Raw genomic sequence first — 22,398 nt, forward strand, 5'->3', positions numbered from 1 at the left:
ACGTGCTCCTTTTCAGCGCAACCCGTCCGCGCCGGTGATGTCCTTGTGCAGAAGGCCGCCAACCCTCGGGTTCGGCCGTCCATCCAGTTGCAGCGCCACCGCCACGACGATTTCGTTCGCGCGAGGCGCATCGGGAATGCGCAGGCGCATGCCGTCGAAATGGCTGCGCACATAGGCGGCGGCCTTGTGGCCGAGCGGCACGTCGATCACGTCGCCGGGTGCGCCCATCGCCTTGGACGAGGGCACCAGCGCCTTGCCGCCGCCCAGAACGTCCCGCAGGGGGGCGCCCAGTTTCGGATGCAGCAGCGCCGCCCCGTGTTCCAGTTCCCCCGCCTCACCGACCAGTGCGGCTTTGCCATAGCCTTGCACGTCCGGAGCCGCGCAGCCAAGCACCCTCAAGGCTTCCCCGCCGAGTATCTGCCCCAGTGCGGCCCCGATTTCGATCAGCTCCGACAGGTCCGCCACGTACCGCCCCGCAAAGGGGTTTTCGATCACCGCCGCAGCCAGCGCCCGCCGCGAGGGCGGCGCAATCTCCTGCCCCATCTCGCTTCGGACCTCTTCGGTCAGGGTGATGATCTTGCGCAGCTTCACCGCAGGCCGTCCTCACCCTTGACGTCCTTCGCCGCCAGCCCGCCAACCCGGGCATGCACGCGCGGACCCGTGGTCATCGCCAGCACCAGCACGATCTCATCCGCCTTCGGCGCATCGGACAGGCCGACCTCAATCGCGTCGAAATGCGAGCGCACGTAGGAGGCGTTGGTATGGGTGATCGGAACATCGAGCCGCGTCCCCGGGCCTCCGACCTTTTTCGTCGATGGCACGATGGCCATGGACTCCGCGATCTTGTCGCGCATGGCATAGCCGCCCGGCACATGCCAGAGCGCCCCGTGCTCCAGCTCGCCATTGGCACCGACGATCGCGCCCTTTCCGTAGCCTTCGATCACACCGGCATCCCCGCCCAAAGCGTCGATCAGCTCCTGTGCCATCTGCTTGCCCAGCGGATCAAGGTCGTCCATGAACCCGGCGATATCCTCCACATAACGTCCGGCGAAAGGGTTGGCGATCACCGCCATGATGGCCCCCCGGCGCTGCGGGGTCTGCGCCACCGGCCCGCCCTCGTGCCAGATGGTTTCGGTGAGGATCGCGGTCTTGCGGATCTTCGGTTCAGGCATGGTTCAACTCCCTCTGCGTCCCGGCGGACCCCTCATCCGCCACGGACTGTCCGCCCACCATCCGGCGCGCGCCCTGACAGCTCAGGTACGCGGCCCGGATCAGGCCTTTCTCGACGTAGTCTTGCGCCACGACCTGCCCCCGGGACAAGGCCTCTGCGACCTTCGCCGGCGGCAGCCGCGCTACATTGGTCGTCACGAGCCGGGTGCCGAGGTCGCTGTCGGGCGACAGGTGATGCGCCGGAACGCGGGTCACACCGGGATGTCCCGGCAGGTCCACCGCGTTGGCGATCAGCGTCGCGGCAGCATCGGCCAGCGCCGCTGTCTCCGCCAGCACCGTCACCGCGTCGGCAATCCCGAGCGAGTGCGAGCGCCCGCGCCAGCCGGAGGTGGCCACGCCGCCGATGCTATCGCCCGGACCAATCGCGGCCCTTGCGCCGAGGGTGCCGGTCACCGGATCGTCACAGACTGCCACCCGCAGCACCGGCCCCGAGGTCCAGAGCGCGATGTCGCCGCCATTGTTCACATGCAGGCTGGTCAAGCCATGCCCCGGCACCAGAATGGCGCGCAGCACATGATCTGCCACCGCCCCCGCCACCGCCGCCATCGGCGTGACAAAGACCGGGCCAAAGCGGCCGACAACCGCCACCATCTGCCGGGCAATCAGGCCGTCCGGCTCCGGCCCCTCCGCGCTGCGCAGGCGGGGCAATTCGGCGGCCAATGTGCTCAACACCGGGCCAAACGCCGTCTCGGCCCGCCGATAGGCCGCTTCGATCCTGTCGCCCTCTGCGCTGACGATCAGGTCGATCGGCCCGTGGGTGAGGCGCAAGCGGCCATCCGGCATCACATGCGCGACGGGGCGCTCGACCCGGCTCATTCCGTCGGCTCCCGCCGGCCTTTCGCGCCCGGCCAGGGCAATCCGGCCTTCGGACGCTCGGCGCGTTGCCCGGACAGGCGGTGATCGTTTTGCCGTCCCTTCGCGCCTTTCAACGCCTCTTCGAGAGGCATCACATAGTCCATATGTCCGCCAAGTGCCGCATAATCCGCCGCCGGCATCGTGAACTCGATGGGGGCCACCAGGGCCGGTGTCGGCACATAGCCGAAAGCATTGCGCGGCATCTGCGTGACATCGGCCATGAAGGTGATCCCGCCCCCCGGCCACATGAACACCGGCGCACCGCCGCAGGTCACCCGGGTCAGGCGCGACTGGACCGAGCGCGTCAGGGACACAGGGTTTTCCGTCACCCCGGACCGGAGCGACCCCCCTGCCCCGGCCATGAACAGCACGGAGGCCAGCGACGGCTCGCAGTTCTCCTCGATGCGCATCACCGAGGGCAGGAGCCGCTCCGGCATCTCCTTCTGCACCGGCACCAGATCTTCGTTCAATTCGTAATAGGCGGCATGTTCCCCGGTGGTCGAAACCATCAACAGCGACAACCCGGGCCGCGCCCCCTTCTTCTCTTGCCACGTGTCGAGGATGGTCAGAGGATCGGTGAGGTCGGTGCCGCCCCAGCCGGTCCCAGGTTCTGCCACCTGAAAATACCGCCCCGGCGTGGAGCGGCGGCCCTTGATCCGGATGCCGGAGGGCGCCCAGCCGATGACCTTGCCCGCCTGATGCTCGGACATCACGCCGGTGATGTGATCGTCGACCACCACCACCTCGTCCACCAATCCCATCCATTGCGCCGCGAACATACCGACCGTAGCCGAGCCGCAGCCCACGCGCATCCGCTCCTCACGCGAGCCGTTCACCACCGGCGCCTGCCCGGCGGTGATCTCCAGTGCCGCGCCGCCGTCGATCTCCATCGCCACCTGTTCACCGTTGCAGAGCGCCAGCAGCGCCTCGCAGGTGACGCGGCCCTCCTTCTTGGAGCCGCCGGTCAGGTGATGCACGCCCCCGAGCGAGAGCATCTGCGAGCCGTATTCGGAGGTCGTTACATGGCCGATCACCTCGCCTTCCACCCGCACCGGCGCGCACTCGTGGCCAAGATGCCGGTCCGTGTCGATCTTCACCTTGGCCCCGCAATAGGAGAAGATGCCCTCCGTCACGACGGTAATCATGTCCGCCCCCGCAGCACTGGAGGCGACGATGAAAGGCGCGGGCTTGTAGTCCGGATAGGTGGTGCCGGAGCCGATGGCGGTGATGAAGGTATCCTCGCCCGAGACGATCTCGCCGTCCCATTCGCGATCCAGAAACGGCACCAGAGGCGCGTCACCGTCGCGATTCTGAAGGATCGTATGCGGGTCGAGCCGCACCAGTTCACCGCCCTCGTTGGCGTAGCGGTCGCAAGCCCCGGCGCGGCCTTCGGCGATGTAGCACATCACCGGGCAGGCATCGCAGCGGATCTTCTCCGGCAGGTCGGCCTTGTCACGCTTTGTGATGATATCGCTCACGATGCGGGCTCCGGTGTCAGGGCTGCGGGCGGGATATTCGTTTGTATACGAACGCACGGGCAGCGTTTCTGTGTCAACAGTTTTGAGTCCCGTTTTCGGCCTGTGCCGGTGTTCGGCCCATCTGTCGATGCGGAATTCATCAGGACTCCCTCCCTATCCGCGTCTGCATCTTTTGCAGGCAGATGCACCCTGCGATTTTGTTCGTATACAAACGACTTTCGATTATCCCGCTCCGGACCCTCGAAAGTCTCACGAGGCGATTGACAAGTTTTCCCGCAAGTTCCTACCGTGGGAGTCATATCGTTTGCACACGAATGAAGTCCCGCCGCCTGCGGCACACCCATGAGGCCCCGGAATGACGCTGCATCGCCCTGAAACGCTGACCGACGCGCTGGCGCTGCTGTCCGCAGGGGGCGTGGTGCTGGCGGGCGGAACGGACGTCTATCCGGCGCTGCGCGACGGCCCGCCCCCGGCCCGGATGATTGACGTCAGCGGCGTCGCCGGGCTGCGCGGAATCACCCGCGACGCGGATGGCTGGCGCATCGGTGCCGCGACCACATGGACCGACATTCTCCGCGCCGAGCTGCCACCGCTGTTCGACGGGCTGAAACAAGCGGCGCGGGAAGTCGGCTCGGTGCAGATCCAGAACGCTGGCACGATCGCAGGCAACATCTGCAATGCCTCGCCCGCTGCAGACGGGGTGCCAGCGCTGCTGACCCTCGACGCCGAGGTTGCCGTCGCCGGTCCGGGCGGCCCGCGCCGTCTGCCGCTCGCCGTCTTCCTCAAGGGACCGCGCCAGACAGACCTCGGGCCGGGCGACCTGGTCACCGCCCTGCATATCCCCGAGGCCGCCGGTCAGGGGGCGTTCCTCAAGCTGGGCGCGCGCAAATACCTCGTCATTTCCATCGCCATGGTCGCCGCCGTGGTCGAGATGCAAGGCGGCACCCTGTCCCGCGCAGCCATCTCCGTCGGGGCCTGCTCGCCCGTCGCCCGCCGCCTGCCGGGACTGGAGGCCGCGCTGTTCGGAAGACGACCGCAGGACATTGCTGCCCTCGTCGAGGCGGCCCCGCTCCCCGGCCTTGCTCCGATTACCGACGTGCGGGCCACTTCGGACTACCGCATGGACGCCGTCCGCACCCTCATCACCCGCACGCTGCTTCAGGCCACGGAGACCGCCCATGTCGCTTGACGCTCCCACCTCCCGCATCGCCTTCACCCTGAACGGCGCGCCGGTCGACCTCGCCGCCGACCCCGCGACGCGCCTGTCGGACGTGCTGCGCGACGCGGCGGGCCAAACCGACGTCAAGGTCGGCTGCAATGCCGGGGATTGCGGCGCCTGCACGGTGCTGCTCGACGGGCTGCCGGTCTGCGCCTGCCTGACCGCCGCCGGACAGGCGGAGAGTCGGCAGGTCGAGACACAGGCCGGGCTGGTGGCCCGCGACCCGGACGCGCTGCGCCTCGCCAGGGCCTTCCAGCGCCATCAGGCGGCGCAATGCGGCATCTGCACGCCGGGCATGATGGTCTCCGCCATTGCCCTGCTGCGCTCCGGGGAACCGCTGGACGAGGCCCGCGTCGCCGACGCGCTTGGCGGGGTGCTCTGCCGCTGTACGGGGTATCGCAAGATCATTGCGGCGGTGCTCGACGCCGCCTCCGACGCCGAGCCTCTGACCGAGGGCGGCGTCGGTGCCTCCATCGCCCGGCTCGACGCCTGGCCCAAGGTCTCGGGCAGCGAACGCTTCGGCGACGATGTGGCCCCAGCGGATGCCCTGACGGTCCGCGCGATCCGGTCGCCGTTTCACCGCGCCCGCTTCATCTTGGGGGATCTGGAGGCGTACCGGGAGCAGACTGGCCTCGACCTGATCCTCACCGCAAAGGACATCCCCGGCAGCAACCTCTTCGGCGTCATTCCCGGCTTCATCGACCAGCCGGTCTTGGCAACCGATGAGACCCGGTTCAAGGGCGAGGCGGTCGCTGCCGTTGTCGGCCCTGCCGCCCTGCTCGACACCCTGCCCGCCTTCCCCGTCGAATGGCACGAACTGCCCGCCAATCTGACGCCGGAACACGCCGAAGCCGCGTCCCTCGTGCACGAGGATCGCACAGCCAACGTCATGTGCCGGGGTTATGTCGCCCGGGGTGATGTCGCGTCAGGCATGGCGAGCGCCACGCATACAGTTGCTGGTTCCTTCTCTACCGGCTTCATCGAACACGCCTACATCGAACCGGAGGCTGCCTGGGCGCGGCGTGTCGGCGACCGGATCGAAGTACAATGCTGCACGCAGGCGCCCTACATGAACCGCGACGCCATCGCGGGCGTTCTCGGGCTTGACCCCCAGGCCGTGCGAATCCTGCCCACCGCCGTCGGTGGTGGTTTCGGCTCCAAGCTGGACCTGACGACCCAGCCTTTCGTGGCGCTGGCGGCTTGGCTGCTGAACCGCCCGGTGCGCATGGCCTACACCCGGACCGAAAGCATCGCGACCTCCACCAAGCGCCACCCCTCCGAGATCACCATGGAGATCGGCGCGGATGCAGACGGCCGCCTGACCGCCACCCGCTTCGACGGCACCTTCAACACCGGCGCCTATGCCAGCTGGGGGCCGACCGTGGCGAACCGGGTGCCGATCCACGCTTCCGGGCCTTATTTCACCCCTAACTACGAAGCAAAGAGTGTCGGCATCCACACCAATACCGCGCCCTCCGGCGCCTTCCGGGGCTTCGGCGTGCCGCAATCCGCAGTGGCGCAGGAACAGCTCTTCGACATGCTGGCGGAGAAGATCGGCATGGACCGGCTGGCGTTCCGCCGCCTCAACTGCCTGCGCAATGGCGATCCCACGGTGACGGGGCAGGTCTTCGACACCGGCATGGGCATTGCCGACTGTTTCGACGCGCTGAAACCACATTGGGACCGGGCGCTGGCGGAGGCCGAGGCATTCAACGCCGACAACACCACCCGCAAGCGCGGTGTCGGGATCGCGGGCGGCTGGTACGGCTGCGGCAATACCTCCATGTCCAACCCCTCCACGATCCGCGCCGGGGTGACCCCCGCCGGGGCAATCGTGCTGCATCAGGGCGCGGTGGACATCGGCCAGGGCTCGAACACCGTCATCCCGCAGATTTTCGCCACCGCCCTTGGGGTCGAGGTCACGCAGATCAACCTCGTCAATGCCGACACAGACCTGACCCCCGACGCGGGAAAGACCTCCGCCAGCCGCCAGACCTTCATCACTGGCAACGCCGCCCGTCTGGCCGGGGAGGCGCTGCGGGCGCAGCTGCTGAGGCTCGGAAATGTCGGCGAGGATGCGCGGATCACTCTTGCGGAGGACGGCATCCACCTGACGGACAATGGCATCACCCGCCGCCTGACCCTGCCGCAGACCGAAGGCTACGCGCTCGAAGTCGAGGAAAGCTACGATCCCCCTACCCTGCCGCTCGACAAGAACGGTCAAGGCTCGCCCTACGCCGTCTTCGGCACCACCGCGCAGATGGTGGAACTGGAGGTGGACATGGCGCTCGGCACCGTCAAACTCCTGCACTTCACCGCCGCCCATGACGTCGGCAAGGCGATCAACCCCCTCTCCGTCGAAGGACAGGTCGAGGGCGGCATCGCGCAGGGACTGGGCCTTGCCCTCATGGAGGAGTTCCTGCCCGGCCGCACGGAGAACCTGCATGACTACCTGATCCCGACGATCGGCGACGTGCCCCCGATCGACACCATCATCATCGAGACAGGCGACGAACATGGTCCCTACGGCGCCAAGGGGCTGGGCGAGCACTGCCTGATCCCCACCGCCCCCGCGATCCTCAACGCCATCGCCCACGCCAGCGGCGCCCGTGTCCACCACCTGCCCGCGACTCCGGACAAGGTCCGCGCCGCGATCCTCGCCAAGGGAGCCGCACGATGACCAACCGCACCGACCTGACCGGCAGCTTCGCCGGGATCGACGTGGGCGGCACCTTCACCGACCTCGTGCATTACGACAGCCGCGCGGGCCGGGTGAAGCTGGCAAAGGTGCCGACAACGCTGGACAATCAGGCGGACGGGGTGCTCGCCGCGCTGGACGCGGCTCAGGTGGACGCGGCGGCGCTCGACCTGATCGTGCATGGCACGACGACAACCACCAATGCCGTTCTGGAGCGACGGCTCTGCAAGACCGGCCTCATCACCACGCAGGGTTTTCGCGACGTGCTGGAGCTTGGCCGCCGCACCCGCCCGCAAGCCTATGGCATGAAAGGCCAGTTCCGCCCCCTGATCCCCCGCGATCTGCGTCTGGAAGTCCCGGAGCGGATGCTGGCGGATGGCGGTGTGTATCTGCCATTGGACGAAGACGCCCTGCGCAGCGCCCTGCGCGCCCTGATCGCCATGGACTGCGAGGCCCTCGTCATCCACTTCCTGCACGCCTACGCCAACCCCGCCCACGAGCTGCGCGCCGGGGAGATCGCCCGCGAGGAATGGCCCAACGGCAATATCACCCTCGGCCACGCGCTGCTGTCCGAAAGCCGCGAGTACGAGCGCGGTGTCACCGCCGCCGTCAACGCCTCCGTCCAGCCGTTGCTGCGCCGCTATGTCGAACGTCTGGCCGACCGCCTGTCCGGGCGCGGCTACGGGCGCGACCTTCTGGTGATGAACGGCAACGGCGGCATGGTCTCCGCCCGCATCGTCGCCGAAGAGGCGGCCAAGACCGTGATGTCCGGCCCCGCCTCCGGCGTCATGGCCGCCGCCTATACCGGACGCCGCGCCGGTATCCCGGACCTTCTGACCTACGACATGGGCGGCACCTCCACCGATGTGGCGATGATCCGGGGCGCGGACCCTGCCGTCAGCCATGAAATCGAGATCGAATACGCCATGCCGATCCATGTCCCCATGGTCGATGTGCGCACCGTCGGCGCGGGAGGCGGCTCCATCGCCCGGGTCAACGCCGCGGGGCTGTTGCAGGTCGGCCCGGACAGCGCCGGTTCGACCCCCGGTCCGATCTGCTATGGCAAGGGCGGCACGGAGCCGACGATTTCGGACGCCAACATGCTTCTGGGACGGATGAACCCGGGCAAGCTGAACACGATCTCCGGCGATGTCTCCATCGACACCATCCGCGACGCCTTCGCCGCGAAGATCGGCAAGCCGCTTGGTCTCGACGCGGTGGAAGCCGCCTCCGCCGTCCTGCGCATCGCCACGGCAAAGATGGCCGACGCGGTGCGCATGGTCTCCATCTCGCTCGGCGAAGACCCCCGCGATTTTGCGCTCTTCGCCTTCGGCGGCGCCGGTCCCCTGCACGCCTGCGCCATTGCCCGGGAATTGGGCGTGCCCCGCGTGCTGGTCCCGGCCCGTCCCGGAATCACCAACGCCCTGGGCTGTATCGTCGCCGACCTGCGGCACGACTTCGTCCAGACGGTGAACCGCCCCCTGCACGCCTGCGACATGGGCGAGGTACACGCCGCCTTCGCCCGCCAGACGGAGGACGGCAAGGCCGCCATCGGGCGCGAACGGGTGGAGATTGCCGAATTGCGCGTGATCCACTCCGTCGACATGCAGTTCATCGGGCAAACGCATCTGTTGCGCGTGCCGCTGCCCGATGGCACGCCCTCCGCCGAGGACCTGCAAACGCTCTTCGAAGAGGCCTATTTTCGCCGTTTCCAGGTCACCCTGCCGGAAATCCGCCCTGCGCTGGTCAACGTCAACACCTCCGTCATCGGCCGCCGCCCGGAGGTGGACCTCTCGCTGCTGATCGACGCCGCCGCCCGCAAGGCGACGCTGGACGAGGCCCAGACCGGCACCCGCCCGGTCTGGTTCGACGGCTGGACCGACACGCCGGTCTACTGGCGCGATTTCCTGCCGTTGGGTGCCCGCCTGCAAGGCCCTGCCATCGTCGAGCAGATGGACTGTACGCTGGTCATGGAACCCGGAGACAGCGCCGTGCAGGACCATGACGGCAACCTCATCGTCACCGTCAGGAGCGCGGCATGAGCATCGACCCGATCACCCTGACCGTCATCCAGTCCGGCCTGCAACAGGTCTGCGACGAGATGGACCTCAGCTTCTCCCGCGCCGCCTTCTCGCCCGTCATCGCCGAGGCCAACGACCGCTCCGACGGTATCTATTCCGCGCAAGACGGCAGCCTGATCGCGCAGGGCTCCCAGGGGTTGCCAGTGTTTGTCGGTACCATGCAATTCTCCACCCGGACGCTGATCGAGATGATCGCCGAGGGCAAAGCGGCGGCGCCAAAACCCGGCGACATCTATATCGTCAATGACCCATATTTGGGCGGCACGCACCTGATGGACGTGCGCTTTGCCATGCCGGTGTATCGGGACGGTGAGATTTTCTGCTGGCTCTCCAACACCGGCCACTGGCCCGACACCGGCGGCGCGGTGCCCGGCGGCTTCTCCGCGTCTGCAACAGCCGTCGAACAGGAGGGCCTGCGCTTGCCGCCTGTGCGCCTGTTCAAGGAAGGCACGCTCGATGCGGAAATCTATGCCATCATCTGCTCCAACATCCGCGTCGCCGACCAGCGCATCGGCGATGTGAAGGCGCAGGCGGCGGCGCTCTACGTCGGCCAGTCCCGGCTGTTCCGCCTGCTCGACCGCTACGGCGACGAGACCGTCCGGAAGGCCATCGCGGAACTGCGCAGCCGCGCCGCGCAGCAGATGCGTGCGCATATCAAGGCAATCCCGCCGGGCACCTACACCGCCTCCGCCTTCGTCGATTCGGACGGCGTGGTGAACGAGCCGCTGGAAATCCGTCTGACCGTCACTGCGGACTGCGACGGCCTGACCTTCGATTTCACCGGATCATCCGCGCCCTGCCGGGGGCCGATGAATTCGGTGTGGGCGACGACGCAATCCTCGGTCTACCTCGCCATGCGCCACATCTTCCCGGATGTGCCGATCAGCGCCGGGGCTTTCGAGCCGCTCACCATCCTCCGCCCCGAAGGCACCTTCCTCGACGCCCGCTACCCCCGTCCGGTCTCCGGCTGCGCGGCAGAGGTCAGCCAGAGGATCGCCGAAGCGGTCTTTGCCGCGCTCGTCGCCCCCCTGCCCCGGATCGTCACCGCCGCTCCCGCGGGCTCCTCCGGCAACTTCGCCCTCGGCGGCGAGGTCCCCGAGGAGGGCCGCAGCTATGTCATGTACCAGATTTCCGGCGGCGGCTACGGCGGCTATGCCGGTGGCGACGGCATTTCCAACGGCTGCTCGACCATCGGCATCTCGAAATCGCCGCCGGTGGAGATCATGGAACAGCAGTTCCCGGTGCTTTACCACCGCTACGCCCTGCACGAGGGCTCCGGCGGCGCGGGGGAACATCGCGGCGGCTTTGGTCTCGATTACGAGGTGGAAATCCGCAAGGGCACGGCGCGGGCCAGCTTCGTCATGGACCACGGGCGCTTCGGCCCGCAGGGCGTGCTGGGCGGCAAGGACGGCGGGGTGAACCGGGTCACGGTCAGCCAAAACGGCCACAGCTTTGTCCCCGAACACCTGTCGAAGGCGCAGGACATCGCCCTGTCCGCCGGCGACCGGGTTCGCGTGCGCACCCCCGGTGGCGGCGGCTACGGTAACCCGGAGCACCGGGACCCGGCGCTGGTGGCCGAGGACGTCCGGCTCGGCCGGTACACCGCCGAGCAGGCGCGGGAGTTGTTCGGCTGGACGGGCTGACCTGCGCAACAAACCGCCGTTAGCGCCAACATCCCCTGTTTACGCGGCACGTCGCCCGTGGCTATCTGGACGCAAGCCGCAGCGGAGGAAGCCAGCATGAAATCCCTTGTTCTCGAAAAGCAGCACGCGCTGAGCCTGCGCGACTTTCCCGAGATCGCCCGCGCCGAAGAGACCCTCGGCCCGCGCGACGTGCGGATCAAGCTGCACACCGTCGGCATCTGCGGCTCCGACTTGCATTATTATACCCACGGCCGCATCGGACCGTTTGTCGTCACCGAGCCGATGATCCTGGGGCACGAGGCGTCGGGCACGGTGATCGAGACCGGCGCCGAGGTCACCACGCTGAAGATCGGTGACCGCGTCTGCATGGAGCCGGGCATTCCCGACCCGACGTCGAAGGCTACACGCCTGGGCCTCTACAATGTCGATCCGGCGGTGCGGTTCTGGGCCACGCCGCCCGTGCACGGCATCCTGCGCCCGACCTGCGTGCACCCGGAGGCGTTTACCTTTCGGCTGCCGGATACGGTCAGCTTCGCGGAGGCCGCCATGGTCGAACCGCTCGCCGTCGGGGTCCATGCCGCAACGAAGGCGCGGGTGAAGCCCGGTGATGTCGGCGTGGTGCTGGGCGCCGGCCCCATCGGCCTCGTCACGGCCCTGTCGGCGCTGGCCGCGGGGTGTGCACGGGTCTACGTGGCGGACCTTGCCGAGAAGAAACTGGAGATCGCCGCCGCCCTCAGCCCGGCCATCGTGCCGGTCAATGTCACGGCAAACCCGGTGGCGGAGCAGGTGCTCAGGGACACCGACGGCTGGGGCGCGGATGTGGTCTTCGAGGCCACCGGCTCGCCCCATGCCGCGAAGGGCGTTTTCGAGCCGCTCGCCCCGGGCGGCTGCGTGGTGATGATCGGCGGCCAGCCTGACCCGATCCAGTACGACGCGGGCGCGGCCATGGTGCGCGAGGCGCGGGTCGAGAACATCTTCCGCTACGCCCACGTCTTCCCGCGCTGCGTGGGCATGCTGGCGTCCGGCGCCATCGACGTGAAGCCGCTGATCACGCGGACGTTTGCGTTCGAGGACAGCGTGCATGCGTTCGAGATCGCCGCCTCGGCCCCGCCGCAGGATGTGAAGATGCAAATCGCACTGCCGCAATAGCCCTCACCTCCCGCGCCAGCCGCTCCAGCACCGGAGCCAGGTCCGTCTGGATCGCGGCCTCGGAGAACCGCATGACGGTGAAGCCTCTCCCGCGCAGCTCCGCATCGCGCAGCGCATCGTCGAAGGGATCGGCGCTGCCGCCGGTCTGGATAATGAGACTGTGCCGGACGATCAGGAAATCGACAACCTGCAGGCCGACCGGCGCAAGCCGGCGCACGTGCAGGTTCAGGAACCTGTGCCCGCGCAGCTGCTCCCAGAGCAGGGTCTGCACCGCCGTCATCGACTGGCGGAGACTGCGGGCATGCATGCGCTGTGCGTCACTGCGATACGTCGGCATCGGCCGTCCTTCCCGGTTTGCCCGCCCCCACCCAACCCTCCCCACAGGGGAGGGCAGGCCCACCGCAACCGTTGCACGCAAAGGTAAAGCAAGACTTGACCATCCTGCGGAACGGGCCCCCTCCCCCGGGGGGAGGGATGGGGTGGGGGAGCGGCGCGCCGGACAGGGCCGCGCTGGAAACAGGTGACAAAGGCGGCGCGACCGCCTACGTCAAACAGGCACCCGACCGCCGCGCAGCCGGTGCCGCGCGGTTCCACCAGTTCCGGACCAACCGCAAGACCCGACGCCGTGACGCCTCTGACCCCCTCCGACCTGCCCGAGCTCACCGGCGGTTTCCTCGCCGCGCCGGACCTGACCCCCTGTCTCGGCGGGATCCTGGTCCGGGGGCGGTTCGACCGCGCGCATTTCGACCCGGCGCTCTTCGACCGCCTCGCCCTGCCCCGCCCTGAGCGCCTGTCCCGGGCTGTGGACAAGCGCCTCGCGGAATTCCTCGCAGGCCGGGCTCTGGCCCGGCTGGCGCAGGAGACCCTCGGCCATGTCGCGCAGCCCGTCGGCATCGCCGAGAGCCGGGCGCCGGTCTGGCCTGCGGGTCTCTCCGGGTCGATCAGCCACGCCCGCGGGCATTGCGCCTGCCTCCTGCTGCCCGCCGCGGCAGGCCAACCCGGCATCGACGTCGAGGCCATCGCCTCGGGCCGCGCCCTCGTCTCCATCGAGCAGATCGCCCTGTCTGCCCGTGACACGGCCCAGCTGCACGCCAGCCGCCTGCCCTTCGACGTGGCCGCGACGCTCTGCTTTTCCGCCAAGGAAACCCTTTACAAGGCGCTGTTCCCTACCGTCCGGCGGTTCTTCGGCTTCGAGGCCGCCGAAGTGGCCAGCCCGCCGGATGCGCGGCAGATCCGCCTGCGCCTGACCGAGGACCTGCACGGCAGCCTGCCCCGCGGCGCCGTCTTCGACCTGACCTGCGAAATCACAGGGGACAGCGTCCTCACCTGGATGTGTCACCCTGGCTAGCGACGCCGGGGTCGCAGGCTACCGCGCTTCGACCCGCAGGCTGCGCAGGCCCGGATCGAACCGCCCGTAGGCGGCCAGCAGCGGCCCGCTCAGATGCGTGGCGACGTAATCCGCCATGAACGGCGTCGGCGCGGAGAGCACCACCTGTCCGCCCCCGCATCGTGTCTCGCGCAGATGCTGGAACCAGGTGGCGTACAGCGCCGGGTCGCGGTCGTGCAATACCGCGCTCACCTGTCCCCACAGCCCCGGACCGTCCTCCGGCACGGGCCGCTTGAACGGCACCACCGTACTCTCTTCCGGCGCGCGCGGCTCCTCCGTCTCCAGCCGTTCGGCGAAGTCCGGTCCCAGCAGGTCCCGCGCCATGCGGGTATCCTTCAGCATCTGCACGAAGTCGAGGGCGTAGACCGCCACCCTGCCCCGCGCCGCCGGACGTTTCACGGTAATCCACCCGGCCTCGCGAAACTGCGCCATCTCGCGTTTGACCGTCCGCTCGTCCACCGACCACAGCCGCGCGATCTCCGCCCGGCCAATCGACAGCGCGTTGGTCTGCCAGTTGTACCGCGCCGTGATCAGCGCGATCAACCGCAGCGCCCGCCGCTGGGCATGTTTGTCCTGCGACAAGGCGCATACACTCAGCGCCGCAAGGATGTCATACTTGCGCGACGCAGCCGTGCGCCGGGCAGGGTTTGCACTCAGCATGGGGTATCCATCCGCTCTTCCGCCTCGTGCCCTCATCGGGGCTGGTCCGGTTCTACCCTCGGGTTGCCCCAACGCTTTTCCGAACTCTCCCTTGATTTGCGTCCAACCGTCCGATTCTGTCAAGTCCGCTCTTCCCGGACCTCTTCTTCGACCCCCAAAAATAAAAAGAATCCGGTGAATTACGGTGATGGGGGACATCCTGATTGTCCCCCTATCCGGCCTGCGGTGTCCCCCCAAGAGCGGTAGGCCTCCAATCCTGTCCCCCTAAATCTGGTCTCGGTCCCGGACGTTTGCCCGGGAAGGGTCCGAATCGCCGAACCCCGTGGAGACAAGGCTTTTCTTACCCGTGGGTAAGGTTTTGGGAAACGTGCAAAGACACAGTATTAGCTTTTGCCAAAAACGCAAATTCGGCGTAAATACGGATCGAACGGTAAAGAACGTCCTTCAAGAGACGAAAGAGAGGCGGATATGATCACCCATCAGGACCTTGCGGCCATGCAGGCGCAGTCCCTCAAGCTGCAAGGCTGGATCCGGCAGCAGACCTTTTCCCCCGACATGGAGAAGCGCCTGCGGCGGTTTTCCAGCTGGGAGGTGGCAGAGCTGATCTTCGGCATCAACCAGAGCACCTTTCGCGGCAAGCTCGCCGCCGATCCCTCCCTGCCCGGCGGGCAGGTGGAGCCGGACGGGCGGCAGCGCTGGTTCAGCCTCGACGAGATCAACGAGTTGCGTCGCCGTCTGAAGGTCAACCGCAAGAGCTTCATGCCCCCCCGCCCCGCCGGCAAACGGGCGCTGCGCGCGGCCATCGCCAACTTCAAGGGCGGTGCGGGCAAGTCCACCGTGGCCCTGCACTTCGCCCATGCCGCAGCATTGGACGGCTACCGTGTCCTTGTCGTGGACTTCGACCCGCAGGCGACCCTCAGCCATTCCATGGGCCTGACGGACGTCAGCGAGGATCACACAGTCTGGGGCATCATGGCGCGCGATCTGATCCGCGAGACCACCCGCATGAACAATGCCCCGCGCGGCGCCGCTTCCGGTGCGTCGATCCCGGAGCGGTCCCTGCCCGCCTCCATCACCGATCTTGGCCTCGGCGAGTTGCGCGTTGCCGATTTCATCAAGCGCTCCAGCTGGTCCACCATCGACGTCATCCCCTCCTGCGCCAATGCCGCCTTCGTCGAGTTCGCCTCGGCGCAGTACCGGCACCTGAACCCGGACTGGAGCTTCTTCGCCGCGGTCTCGCGCTATCTCGACCAGATCCCGGATGATGCCTATGACCTCATCCTATTCGACTGCCCGCCGGCCATCGGCTACCAGTCGATGAACGCGGTCTTCGCCGCCGACATGCTCTATATCCCCTCCGGCCCGGGCTACTGGGAGTATGACAGCACGACGAGCTTCATCGGCCAGCTCGCCGAGGCGCTCGAAGACCTCTCCTACGGCTTCGACGGAACCTTACCCACGGGTAAGATCGGCCTGCCCAAGGTTTTCCACGAAGTGCGCTTCCTGATCACCCGATACGAGCCGGCGAACGACCTGCACCGTGCGATGCAGGAAGCTTTCAGAAAGGTTTTCGGCGATCATGTGACGCAGAACCCGATCGAGATGACCCGCGCCGTGGAGCAGTCCGGACGCTTCCTCAACTCGGTCTACGAAATGGACTACCGCGAGATGACCCGCGAGACCTGGCGCCGGGCGCGCCAGACTTTCGACGAGGCCTATTTGGAGTTCCGGGGGGCGATGCTGTCCTCCTGGGAAAAGCTGGAGGATGAGGCATGAGCCGCAAGCGCCGGATGTTCGAGATCGACATGCCCGAGGACACGGGCGGAAGACTTGAGCCGCGGATCTCCGATCCCACGCAGCGGCGCGGCCCGATGGCCTCGGCCATTGCCGAGAACGCCGAAGCCCTGCGTGAGCGACGGGCAGCGGAGGAAAGTATCCGCGAGGAGAACGACCGCCTCGCCCATGAATATGTCGACCTGAAGCGGCAGGGTTTCGTTGTCGAACGCCTGCCGCTCCATTCCATCGACACCCGGCTTCTCGTCCGGGACCGCAGCCCGATTGCGCAGGACGACGAGGAGATGGAGGAGCTGAAAGCCTCGATCCGCGATGTTGGCCTCTCCAACCCGATCCGGGTCATCGCCCTGCCCCACGGCCGCTACGAACTGGTTCAGGGCATGCGCCGGCTGACCGCCTATGCGCTGCTGCTGACTGAAACGGAGGACGAGCGCTTCAACCGAATCCCGGCCATCGTCGGTGCGCAGGATGACTCGCTGGAAGACACCTATCGCCGCATGGTGGACGAGAACCTCGTGCGCAAGGACATCAGCTTTGCCGAGATGGCCAGCCTCGCCCGGATGTACGCCTCCGAGCCGGAGAACGGCTGTCCCGACGTCGACACCGCCGTGAAGGTGCTCTTCAAGTCCGCCACCTACACCAAGCGCAGCTACATCCGGGCCTTCGCCACGCTGCTGATGAAACTCGACAAGGTGCTGGCGCATCCCCTTGCCATTCCCCGCAATCTCGGGGTCGAGGTGAAGCGCAAGCTGGACGAGGCACCGGAGACCATCGGCAAGCTCACCACCGCGTTGCAGATGAAACCGCGCCGGACGGAGGCGGAGGAACTCGCCATCCTGCGCGCCTTTATCGGGGAGGAGACCTTACCCACGGGTAAGGTTTCCGAGGCGGGCAAGCGCCCCTCGCGCAAGCCGAAGTCCACGTTCGAGGTCTCCCACCGCGGCACGCTGACCAAATGCACCGCCTCTTCCGGACGGCTGGAGCTGCGCTGTGACATGGACTTCTCAACCGTCGACCGGCGGGATCTGGAAGCCGCCGTGCAGGCGCTGCTCGACAGCCTGGCCGAAGACGCGGAGTGACCGCGCGGCATCGGTCAATTTGACACAACTGACTTGCATCTTTGACGGACTATCCTTGGCGGGACCGCATTTCTGAGGCTCCGCCATGACAGACCCGCTCCAGCCTGACGCCCCCAGCGCCCGCGCGTTGCGTCAGGCGGCGGGTCTCTTCATTGGCGCGGACCTGATGTGGCCGGTGCAGGCGTTTGCCGCCGCCTCCGCGCTGGCAGGATGGCTGGACGGACAGGCCGGCCTCGGCTGGATCGCGCTCTTCGGTCTCGCGGGACTCTTCCGCGCCACGCTCCGCAGCATGGGTTCGGGACTGGCCTTTGCCGTCGGGCAAGTCGTGGTTTCCGGGGTGCGCCGGACGGTCCTGCAGCGGCAGGCCCGTCACCTGAACGGCCCGCTGTCGTCGGCTGAAATCGCGGCGTTGGTGGCGGACAAGGTCCCGCTGCTCGGCCCCTATCTAAGCCGATACCGCATCGCCCTGACGCGGGTGCGGGTGGTGCCCCTGGTGTTCCTCGCGCTGGCGGTCTCGCAAAGCTGGGCAGCGGGCGTGGTGCTGATGGTCGCCGGGCCGCTGATCCCGGTCTTCATGGTGCTGGTCGGCCTGGCCGCGAAGGAGGCAAGCGAGCGGCACATGGTGGAGATCGGCGCGGTGAACCGTGTGCTGGTCGACCGCATCGCCGCCTTGCCGGATATTCTCCTGCTCGACGGGTACGCCCGGGCCCGCGCACAGTTCGAGACGCGCATCGAGGCGCTGCGGGTGCGGACCATGGCGGTGCTCCGGGTGGCGTTCCTGTCCTCCACGGTGCTGGAACTCTTCGCCGCTTTGGGCGTGGCCATGATCGCCGTTTACGTCGGGTTTTCGCTGCTGGGCGTGTTGAGTTTCGGCACATGGGGGGCGCCGCTGAGTGTCACGCAGGGGGTTTTCCTGCTGCTCCTCGCGCCCGAGTTCTTCCAGCCGCTGCGCGACCTCGCCGCCAGCTGGCATGACAAGGCGGCGGCGGAGGCGGTGGCGGGGGAATTGCGGGCGCTGGAGGCGTCACCCGGCGCGGCGGTGCTGGGGCAGGGTGCACGCGAGACCTTACCCACGGGTAAGGTTTTGCGGTTGGAAAACGCCGTGGCACAGGGCGTGTCGTTGCCGGATATGGAGATCGGCGCGGGCCAGAGCATTGCCCTGACCGGGCCAAGCGGATCGGGCAAGTCGACGACGCTATCGGCGATTGCGGGGTTGCTCCGGCTGGAGGCGGGGCAGATCACGCTCGACGGTTTGCCGCTCGATGATACCAACGCAGACGGATGGCGAGCGCGGCTGGCGCTGGTTTCGCAGAACCCGCATTTCGCGGATATGGCTCTGCGCGACTGGCTCGATCCGGACGGGCTCGGCGGCGCACAGGCAGCGCTGCGCGAAGCGGGGGCAGAGCGCATCGTGGCGGACCTGCCGAAGGGGCTCGATACGCGATTGGGTGAGAGCGGCGCCGGAGTCTCCGGCGGCGAGGCGCGGCGGCTGATGCTGGCGCGGGCGCTGCTCCGTCAGGCGGATGTGATCCTCGCGGACGAGCCGACAGCGGACCTGGACGAAGGCACCGCACGGCAGGTCATTCAGGCTCTGATCCGTGCGAAAACGCATGGCGCCGTGGTGATCGTCGCGACACATGACCCTGTTCTGGCAGCGGCCATGGACCGGCAGATCCCCTTGGGAGGCGGCGCATGAGCCGGCTTCTGTCTCTCGCACGGCTGCTTTGGAGCGCCGACCCATGGGCCATGATGCGCGGCACGCTGGCCGGGCTGGCGGTGATGCTCATGGGCGCGGCGCTGCTCGGGCTGTCGGGCTGGTTCATCCTGGCCACCGGCATGGCCGGGATTGCGGGGATCGGCATCGCCTTCGACGTGTTCCGGCCAAGTGCCGGGGTCCGCTTTCTTGCCCTCGGCAGGGCCGGGGCACGCTATGCGGAGCGGCTGTTGACCCATGATGCCACGCTGAAGGCTCTTATGCGGCTGCGGCTGGTCCTGCTGGATCGGCTTTCCAGACTGCCGATTCAGTCTCTAACTCGCCTCAGAAGCGGCCCGGCGCTGACTCGTTTGACGGCCGATGTGGAAGCGCTGGATGGTCTGTTGCTGCGGCTGGTGTTGCCGGTTCTATCCGGGGCGCTGACGCTCGGGCTGGTCGTGCTGGCGCTGGTCTGGCTGACGTCCACGGCAATCGCCCTCTCGGTGCTCTTCGGCTGCGGTCTGGCCATGGCGCTGGTCCTGTGGCGGACGGCCTGCGCGACGCTTGCGCCGACAAGGGCGCGGGAGGGCGCGATTCAGTCTCTACGCCACCGCATTATCGGTCTTTTCCGGGGTCAGAGGGATGCGCTGGTGGCCGGTCAGGTGCCCGGCGCTCTGGCGGCGATCCTCGCTGATGATGCCGCGGCGCAAAGGGAGGAGGCGCGACTTGACCGCATCGACAGGCGGGCCGGAGTGGTTGCCGGGGCGGTGGTTACGCTGACCGCTTCTGCCGTGCTGTTCCTGGCCGGGCAGGGGGTCCTGCAAGGCAGCCTGTCACCCGCAACCGGGGCCATCGGGTTCCTCGTTGTGCTGGCTCTCGCGGATGTCGTGCTGCCCCTTGTGCGGGGCGTGGCGGAGCTGGGGCGTATCCTCGTCTCGGCGGAGCGGGTTGGCATCGGGGAGGGAGAAACCCCCGGTCAGGCTCTCGGCGCGATGGAATCCTTACCCGTGGGTAAGGTTCTGTCGCTGGAAGCCGTGACCGTCGCGGCACCGGGACGGTCGAAAGCGTTGTTTGCGGCGGTGTCGTTCGAGGTTGCGCGCGGCGAAACCCTGGCACTCGCCGCGCCGAGTGGTGGCGGCAAGAGCAGCCTGCTGTCGGCCATTGCCGGGATCGCCGAGCCGCTGACGGGGCGCGTATCTGTCGCGGGGCAGAATGTCCGTTTTCAGGCGAAACAGAGACTGTTTTCTCATCTGACGCTGGTGCCCCAGCGCGCGCAGTTGATCGGAGGAAGCGTGCGCGAGAACCTCGCGCTGGCCTGTGACGATCTGGACGATGCGCGGGCCTGGGACGCGCTGCGGGCGGTGGATCTGGCGGAGCGGATCGAGGCCGGTGGAGGGCTGTGGATGAGGCTCGGCGAAGGTGGGGCAGGGCTTTCGGGCGGGGAGGCCCGGCGTCTGGTGCTGGCCCGCGCCCTGCTCAGGCAGCCAGAGGTGCTGCTGCTCGACGAGCCGACCGTCGGCCTCGACGAAGCGCAGGCCGAAGCGGTGCTGCGCGGCATCCGGGCGGCGTTGCCCGAGGCGGCCATCGTAATGGCCTCGCATCGACCTGCGGAGCTGTCCTTTGCCGACCGGGTCCTGCGCCTTGAATAACATATATGAGAGATTGAATATTTATTGATCCAGATCAAGACACCGGGAGCGGGGAGGCCGTAAAGACGACACAAAGCTAAATCTGTGACATAGGTTTGAGAATACCCGAAAGATCACCCTGCGCCGGGACCTGTCCCGCCAGTCGTAACCGCAAAGGAGACGCACACCATGGAACTGGATGTCGTCGAGCTGTCCCGTCTGCAATTCGCGATGACGGCCATGTATCACTTTCTGTTCGTGCCGTTGACGTTGGGTCTGTCGATCCTCGTGGCGATCATGGAGACGGTCTATGTCATGACCGGCCGTCCGATCTGGCGGCAGATGACGAAGTTCTGGGGGATGCTCTTCGGGATCAACTTCGTCCTCGGCGTTGCCACCGGGATCACCATGGAATTCCAGTTCGGCATGAACTGGTCGTACTATTCGCATTACGTCGGTGACGTCTTCGGGGCGCCGCTGGCCATCGAGGGGTTGATGGCGTTCTTCCTCGAGGCGACCTTCGTGGGGCTGTTCTTCTTCGGCTGGGACAAGCTGAGCAAGGTGCAGCACATGGTGGTGGCCTGGCTGGTGGCCATCGGGTCCAACTTCTCGGCGCTGTGGATCCTGATCGCGAATGGCTGGATGGCGAATCCGGTGGGGGCGGAGTTCAACCCGGACACCATGCGCATGGAGATGACCGACTTCTTCGCGGTGATCTTCAACGAGGTGGCGCAGGCGAAGTTCGTGCACACGGTGTCGGCGGGCTATGTCACCGCCTCGGTCTTCGTACTGGGGGTTTCGGCGCTCTACCTGATCCAGCGACGGCATGAGGACCTTGCAAAGCGGTCGATCGCCGTGGCGGCGTCCTTCGGCCTCGCCTCGGCTCTGTCGGTGGTCGTGCTGGGGGACGAGTCGGGCTATTCGGCGAGCCACACGCAGAAGATGAAACTGGCCTCCATCGAAGCCATGTGGGAGACGCACCCGGCCCCCGCGCCCTTCACCCTGATCGGTTTCCCGGACAAGGAAGCCCGCGAGACGCATTACGCCGTGGAAATCCCCTGGGTGATGGGGCTGATCGGCACGCGGTCCCTGACACAGGTGATCCCCGGCATCAACGAACTGGTGGCCGAAGCCGAAGGGCGTGTGCGGCGCGGGCTGGTGGCGTACGAGGCGCTGATGGAGATCCGCGAACAGCGGGACGAGGCCAGCTCGGAGGCGCGGTTCCGGTTCGAGCAGAACTCGGAAGATCTCGGGTTTGCCCTGCTGCTGAAGCGATATGTTGACGATCCGCTGGAGGCCACGGAAGAGCAGATCCGCATGGCGGCCAACGACACCATTCCCGGCGTTGCTCCGCTGTTCTGGGCGTTCCGGGTGATGGTGGGGCTCGGGTTCCTGTTCATCGCGGTGATGCTGTATTTCTTTTGGCGGACCAGCTTCAAGGGCATGACCTATCCACGCTGGTCGCTTTATGCCGCCGTGGCGATCATCCCGGCGCCGTGGATCGCGGCGGAGCTGGGCTGGTTCGTGGCGGAATACGGCCGCCAGCCCTGGACGGTGGACGGGATGTTGCCGACGGCGCTGTCGGCCAGCCACCTGAGCGTGATGGACCTGCTCATCACGCTGGCGGGTTTCCTGTTGTTCTACTCGGTGCTCTTCGTGATCGAGGTCAGCCTGATGGTGAAATACATCCGCAAGGGCCCGTTCCAGGATGTGGACGCGACCGATCAATGGCGGGCGCGCCATGAGCACCGTCTGCGGACCACGGACGGGCAGGGGCCCTTTGCAGAGCCTGCGGAGTAAGAGA

At 67.3% G+C, this 22,398-nt stretch carries 17 protein-coding genes; 11 read left to right on the top strand and 6 right to left on the bottom strand.

Annotated elements, in window-relative coordinates; translation table 11 throughout:
- Positions 1-12 precede the first annotated feature (12 nt).
- From ACP159_RS21615 to ACP159_RS21630, 4 genes are read right to left on the bottom strand one after another with little or no spacing between them, the layout of a single operon-like run.
- Positions 13-591 carry an amino acid synthesis family protein gene (locus ACP159_RS21615; RefSeq protein WP_425101802.1) on the bottom strand — a complete coding sequence of 193 codons (579 nt, stop codon included), beginning with the start codon at positions 589-591 and terminating at the stop codon, positions 13-15.
- The gene (locus ACP159_RS21620) at positions 588-1,172 is read right to left on the bottom strand and encodes an amino acid synthesis family protein (protein ID WP_425101804.1); all 585 of its coding nucleotides are present in this window, start codon (positions 1,170-1,172) and stop codon (positions 588-590) included. The genes ACP159_RS21615 and ACP159_RS21620 overlap by 4 nt, the downstream gene beginning before the upstream one ends.
- Positions 1,165-2,046 (bottom strand): UPF0280 family protein, encoded by an 882-nt coding sequence (locus ACP159_RS21625; RefSeq protein WP_425101805.1) that lies wholly within the window; start codon positions 2,044-2,046, stop codon positions 1,165-1,167. The genes ACP159_RS21620 and ACP159_RS21625 overlap by 8 nt, the downstream gene beginning before the upstream one ends.
- A complete protein-coding gene (locus ACP159_RS21630; protein WP_425101901.1) occupies positions 2,043-3,491 on the bottom strand; it encodes a 6-hydroxynicotinate reductase in 1,449 nt (482 codons plus the stop codon). Before ACP159_RS21630 ends, ACP159_RS21625 begins: the two co-directional genes overlap by 4 nt.
- Before the next feature lie 427 nt (positions 3,492-3,918).
- Here ACP159_RS21630 and ACP159_RS21635 point away from each other — a divergent pair, with 427 nt between their 5' ends.
- The 5 genes from ACP159_RS21635 (at position 3,919) to ACP159_RS21655 (ending at position 12,353) form a co-directional block, all read left to right on the top strand.
- Entirely contained in the window at positions 3,919-4,752 is an 834-nt protein-coding gene (locus ACP159_RS21635) for an FAD binding domain-containing protein (protein ID WP_425101806.1), read from the top strand.
- The gene (locus tag ACP159_RS21640; protein WP_425101807.1) at positions 4,742-7,462 is read left to right on the top strand and encodes a molybdopterin-dependent oxidoreductase; all 2,721 of its coding nucleotides are present in this window, start codon (positions 4,742-4,744) and stop codon (positions 7,460-7,462) included. The genes ACP159_RS21635 and ACP159_RS21640 overlap by 11 nt, the downstream gene beginning before the upstream one ends.
- A complete protein-coding gene (locus tag ACP159_RS21645) occupies positions 7,459-9,522 on the top strand; it encodes a hydantoinase/oxoprolinase family protein (protein WP_425101808.1) in 2,064 nt (687 codons plus the stop codon). The genes ACP159_RS21640 and ACP159_RS21645 overlap by 4 nt, the downstream gene beginning before the upstream one ends.
- A complete protein-coding gene (locus ACP159_RS21650) occupies positions 9,519-11,204 on the top strand; it encodes a hydantoinase B/oxoprolinase family protein (protein ID WP_425101809.1) in 1,686 nt (561 codons plus the stop codon). The genes ACP159_RS21645 and ACP159_RS21650 overlap by 4 nt, the downstream gene beginning before the upstream one ends.
- Positions 11,205-11,300: 96 nt before the next feature.
- A complete protein-coding gene (locus ACP159_RS21655) occupies positions 11,301-12,353 on the top strand; it encodes an NAD(P)-dependent alcohol dehydrogenase (protein WP_425101810.1) in 1,053 nt (350 codons plus the stop codon).
- Here the strand turns inward: ACP159_RS21655 and ACP159_RS21660 are convergent.
- Positions 12,253-12,690 carry an endonuclease domain-containing protein gene (locus tag ACP159_RS21660; RefSeq protein WP_425101811.1) on the bottom strand — a complete coding sequence of 146 codons (438 nt, stop codon included), beginning with the start codon at positions 12,688-12,690 and terminating at the stop codon, positions 12,253-12,255. The two genes, ACP159_RS21655 and ACP159_RS21660, sit on opposite strands and share 101 nt — an antisense overlap.
- 288 nt (positions 12,691-12,978) lie before the next feature.
- Between ACP159_RS21660 and ACP159_RS21665 the strand changes: the two genes are divergently transcribed.
- On the top strand, positions 12,979-13,701 hold the full coding sequence (locus ACP159_RS21665) for a 4'-phosphopantetheinyl transferase family protein (protein WP_425101812.1): 723 nt from the start codon (positions 12,979-12,981) through the stop codon (positions 13,699-13,701).
- Between the two features lie 18 nt (positions 13,702-13,719).
- Here the strand turns inward: ACP159_RS21665 and ACP159_RS21670 are convergent, their stop codons facing one another.
- Positions 13,720-14,400: a DnaA N-terminal domain-containing protein gene (locus tag ACP159_RS21670; protein WP_425101813.1), complete on the bottom strand. Its 681-nt coding sequence runs from the start codon at positions 14,398-14,400 to the stop codon at positions 13,720-13,722.
- Between the two features lie 468 nt (positions 14,401-14,868).
- Between ACP159_RS21670 and ACP159_RS21675 the strand changes: the two genes are divergently transcribed.
- The 5 genes from ACP159_RS21675 (at position 14,869) to ACP159_RS21695 (ending at position 22,394) form a co-directional block, all read left to right on the top strand.
- Complete coding sequence (locus ACP159_RS21675) at positions 14,869-16,176, top strand: AAA family ATPase (RefSeq protein WP_425101814.1); 1,308 nt, start codon at positions 14,869-14,871, stop codon at positions 16,174-16,176.
- Positions 16,173-17,273 (top strand): ParB/RepB/Spo0J family partition protein, encoded by a 1,101-nt coding sequence (locus ACP159_RS21680; protein ID WP_425101815.1) that lies wholly within the window; start codon positions 16,173-16,175, stop codon positions 17,271-17,273. Before ACP159_RS21675 ends, ACP159_RS21680 begins: the two co-directional genes overlap by 4 nt.
- Positions 17,274-17,358: 85 nt before the next feature.
- Entirely contained in the window at positions 17,359-18,969 is a 1,611-nt protein-coding gene (locus tag ACP159_RS21685) for an ABC transporter ATP-binding protein/permease (RefSeq protein WP_425101816.1), read from the top strand.
- Positions 18,966-20,615, top strand: a complete 1,650-nt coding sequence (locus tag ACP159_RS21690) for an amino acid ABC transporter ATP-binding/permease protein (RefSeq protein ID WP_425101817.1) — start codon at positions 18,966-18,968, stop codon at positions 20,613-20,615. The genes ACP159_RS21685 and ACP159_RS21690 overlap by 4 nt, the downstream gene beginning before the upstream one ends.
- Positions 20,616-20,783: 168 nt before the next feature.
- The gene (locus tag ACP159_RS21695) at positions 20,784-22,394 is read left to right on the top strand and encodes a cytochrome ubiquinol oxidase subunit I (RefSeq protein WP_425101818.1); all 1,611 of its coding nucleotides are present in this window, start codon (positions 20,784-20,786) and stop codon (positions 22,392-22,394) included.
- Positions 22,395-22,398: the final 4 nt, after the last annotated feature.

This window comes from Tropicibacter sp. S64 (assembly GCF_049803835.1).
Taxonomy (GTDB): Bacteria; Pseudomonadota; Alphaproteobacteria; order Rhodobacterales; family Rhodobacteraceae; genus Pacificoceanicola.

Coding starts and splice junctions, on each gene's coding strand:
- ACP159_RS21620 (WP_425101804.1), bottom strand. CDS start 1,172: ATGCCTGAACCGAAGATCCGCAAGACCGCGATCCTCACCGAAACCATC.
- ACP159_RS21625 (WP_425101805.1), bottom strand. CDS start 2,046: ATGAGCCGGGTCGAGCGCCCCGTCGCGCATGTGATGCCGGATGGCCGC.
- ACP159_RS21630 (WP_425101901.1), bottom strand. CDS start 3,491: ATGTGCTACATCGCCGAAGGCCGCGCCGGGGCTTGCGACCGCTACGCC.
- ACP159_RS21635 (WP_425101806.1), top strand. CDS start 3,919: ATGACGCTGCATCGCCCTGAAACGCTGACCGACGCGCTGGCGCTGCTG.
- ACP159_RS21640 (WP_425101807.1), top strand. CDS start 4,742: ATGTCGCTTGACGCTCCCACCTCCCGCATCGCCTTCACCCTGAACGGC.
- ACP159_RS21645 (WP_425101808.1), top strand. CDS start 7,459: ATGACCAACCGCACCGACCTGACCGGCAGCTTCGCCGGGATCGACGTG.
- ACP159_RS21650 (WP_425101809.1), top strand. CDS start 9,519: ATGAGCATCGACCCGATCACCCTGACCGTCATCCAGTCCGGCCTGCAA.
- ACP159_RS21655 (WP_425101810.1), top strand. CDS start 11,301: ATGAAATCCCTTGTTCTCGAAAAGCAGCACGCGCTGAGCCTGCGCGAC.
- ACP159_RS21660 (WP_425101811.1), bottom strand. CDS start 12,690: ATGCCGACGTATCGCAGTGACGCACAGCGCATGCATGCCCGCAGTCTC.
- ACP159_RS21670 (WP_425101813.1), bottom strand. CDS start 14,400: ATGCTGAGTGCAAACCCTGCCCGGCGCACGGCTGCGTCGCGCAAGTAT.
- ACP159_RS21675 (WP_425101814.1), top strand. CDS start 14,869: ATGATCACCCATCAGGACCTTGCGGCCATGCAGGCGCAGTCCCTCAAG.
- ACP159_RS21680 (WP_425101815.1), top strand. CDS start 16,173: ATGAGCCGCAAGCGCCGGATGTTCGAGATCGACATGCCCGAGGACACG.
- ACP159_RS21685 (WP_425101816.1), top strand. CDS start 17,359: ATGACAGACCCGCTCCAGCCTGACGCCCCCAGCGCCCGCGCGTTGCGT.
- ACP159_RS21690 (WP_425101817.1), top strand. CDS start 18,966: ATGAGCCGGCTTCTGTCTCTCGCACGGCTGCTTTGGAGCGCCGACCCA.
- ACP159_RS21695 (WP_425101818.1), top strand. CDS start 20,784: ATGGAACTGGATGTCGTCGAGCTGTCCCGTCTGCAATTCGCGATGACG.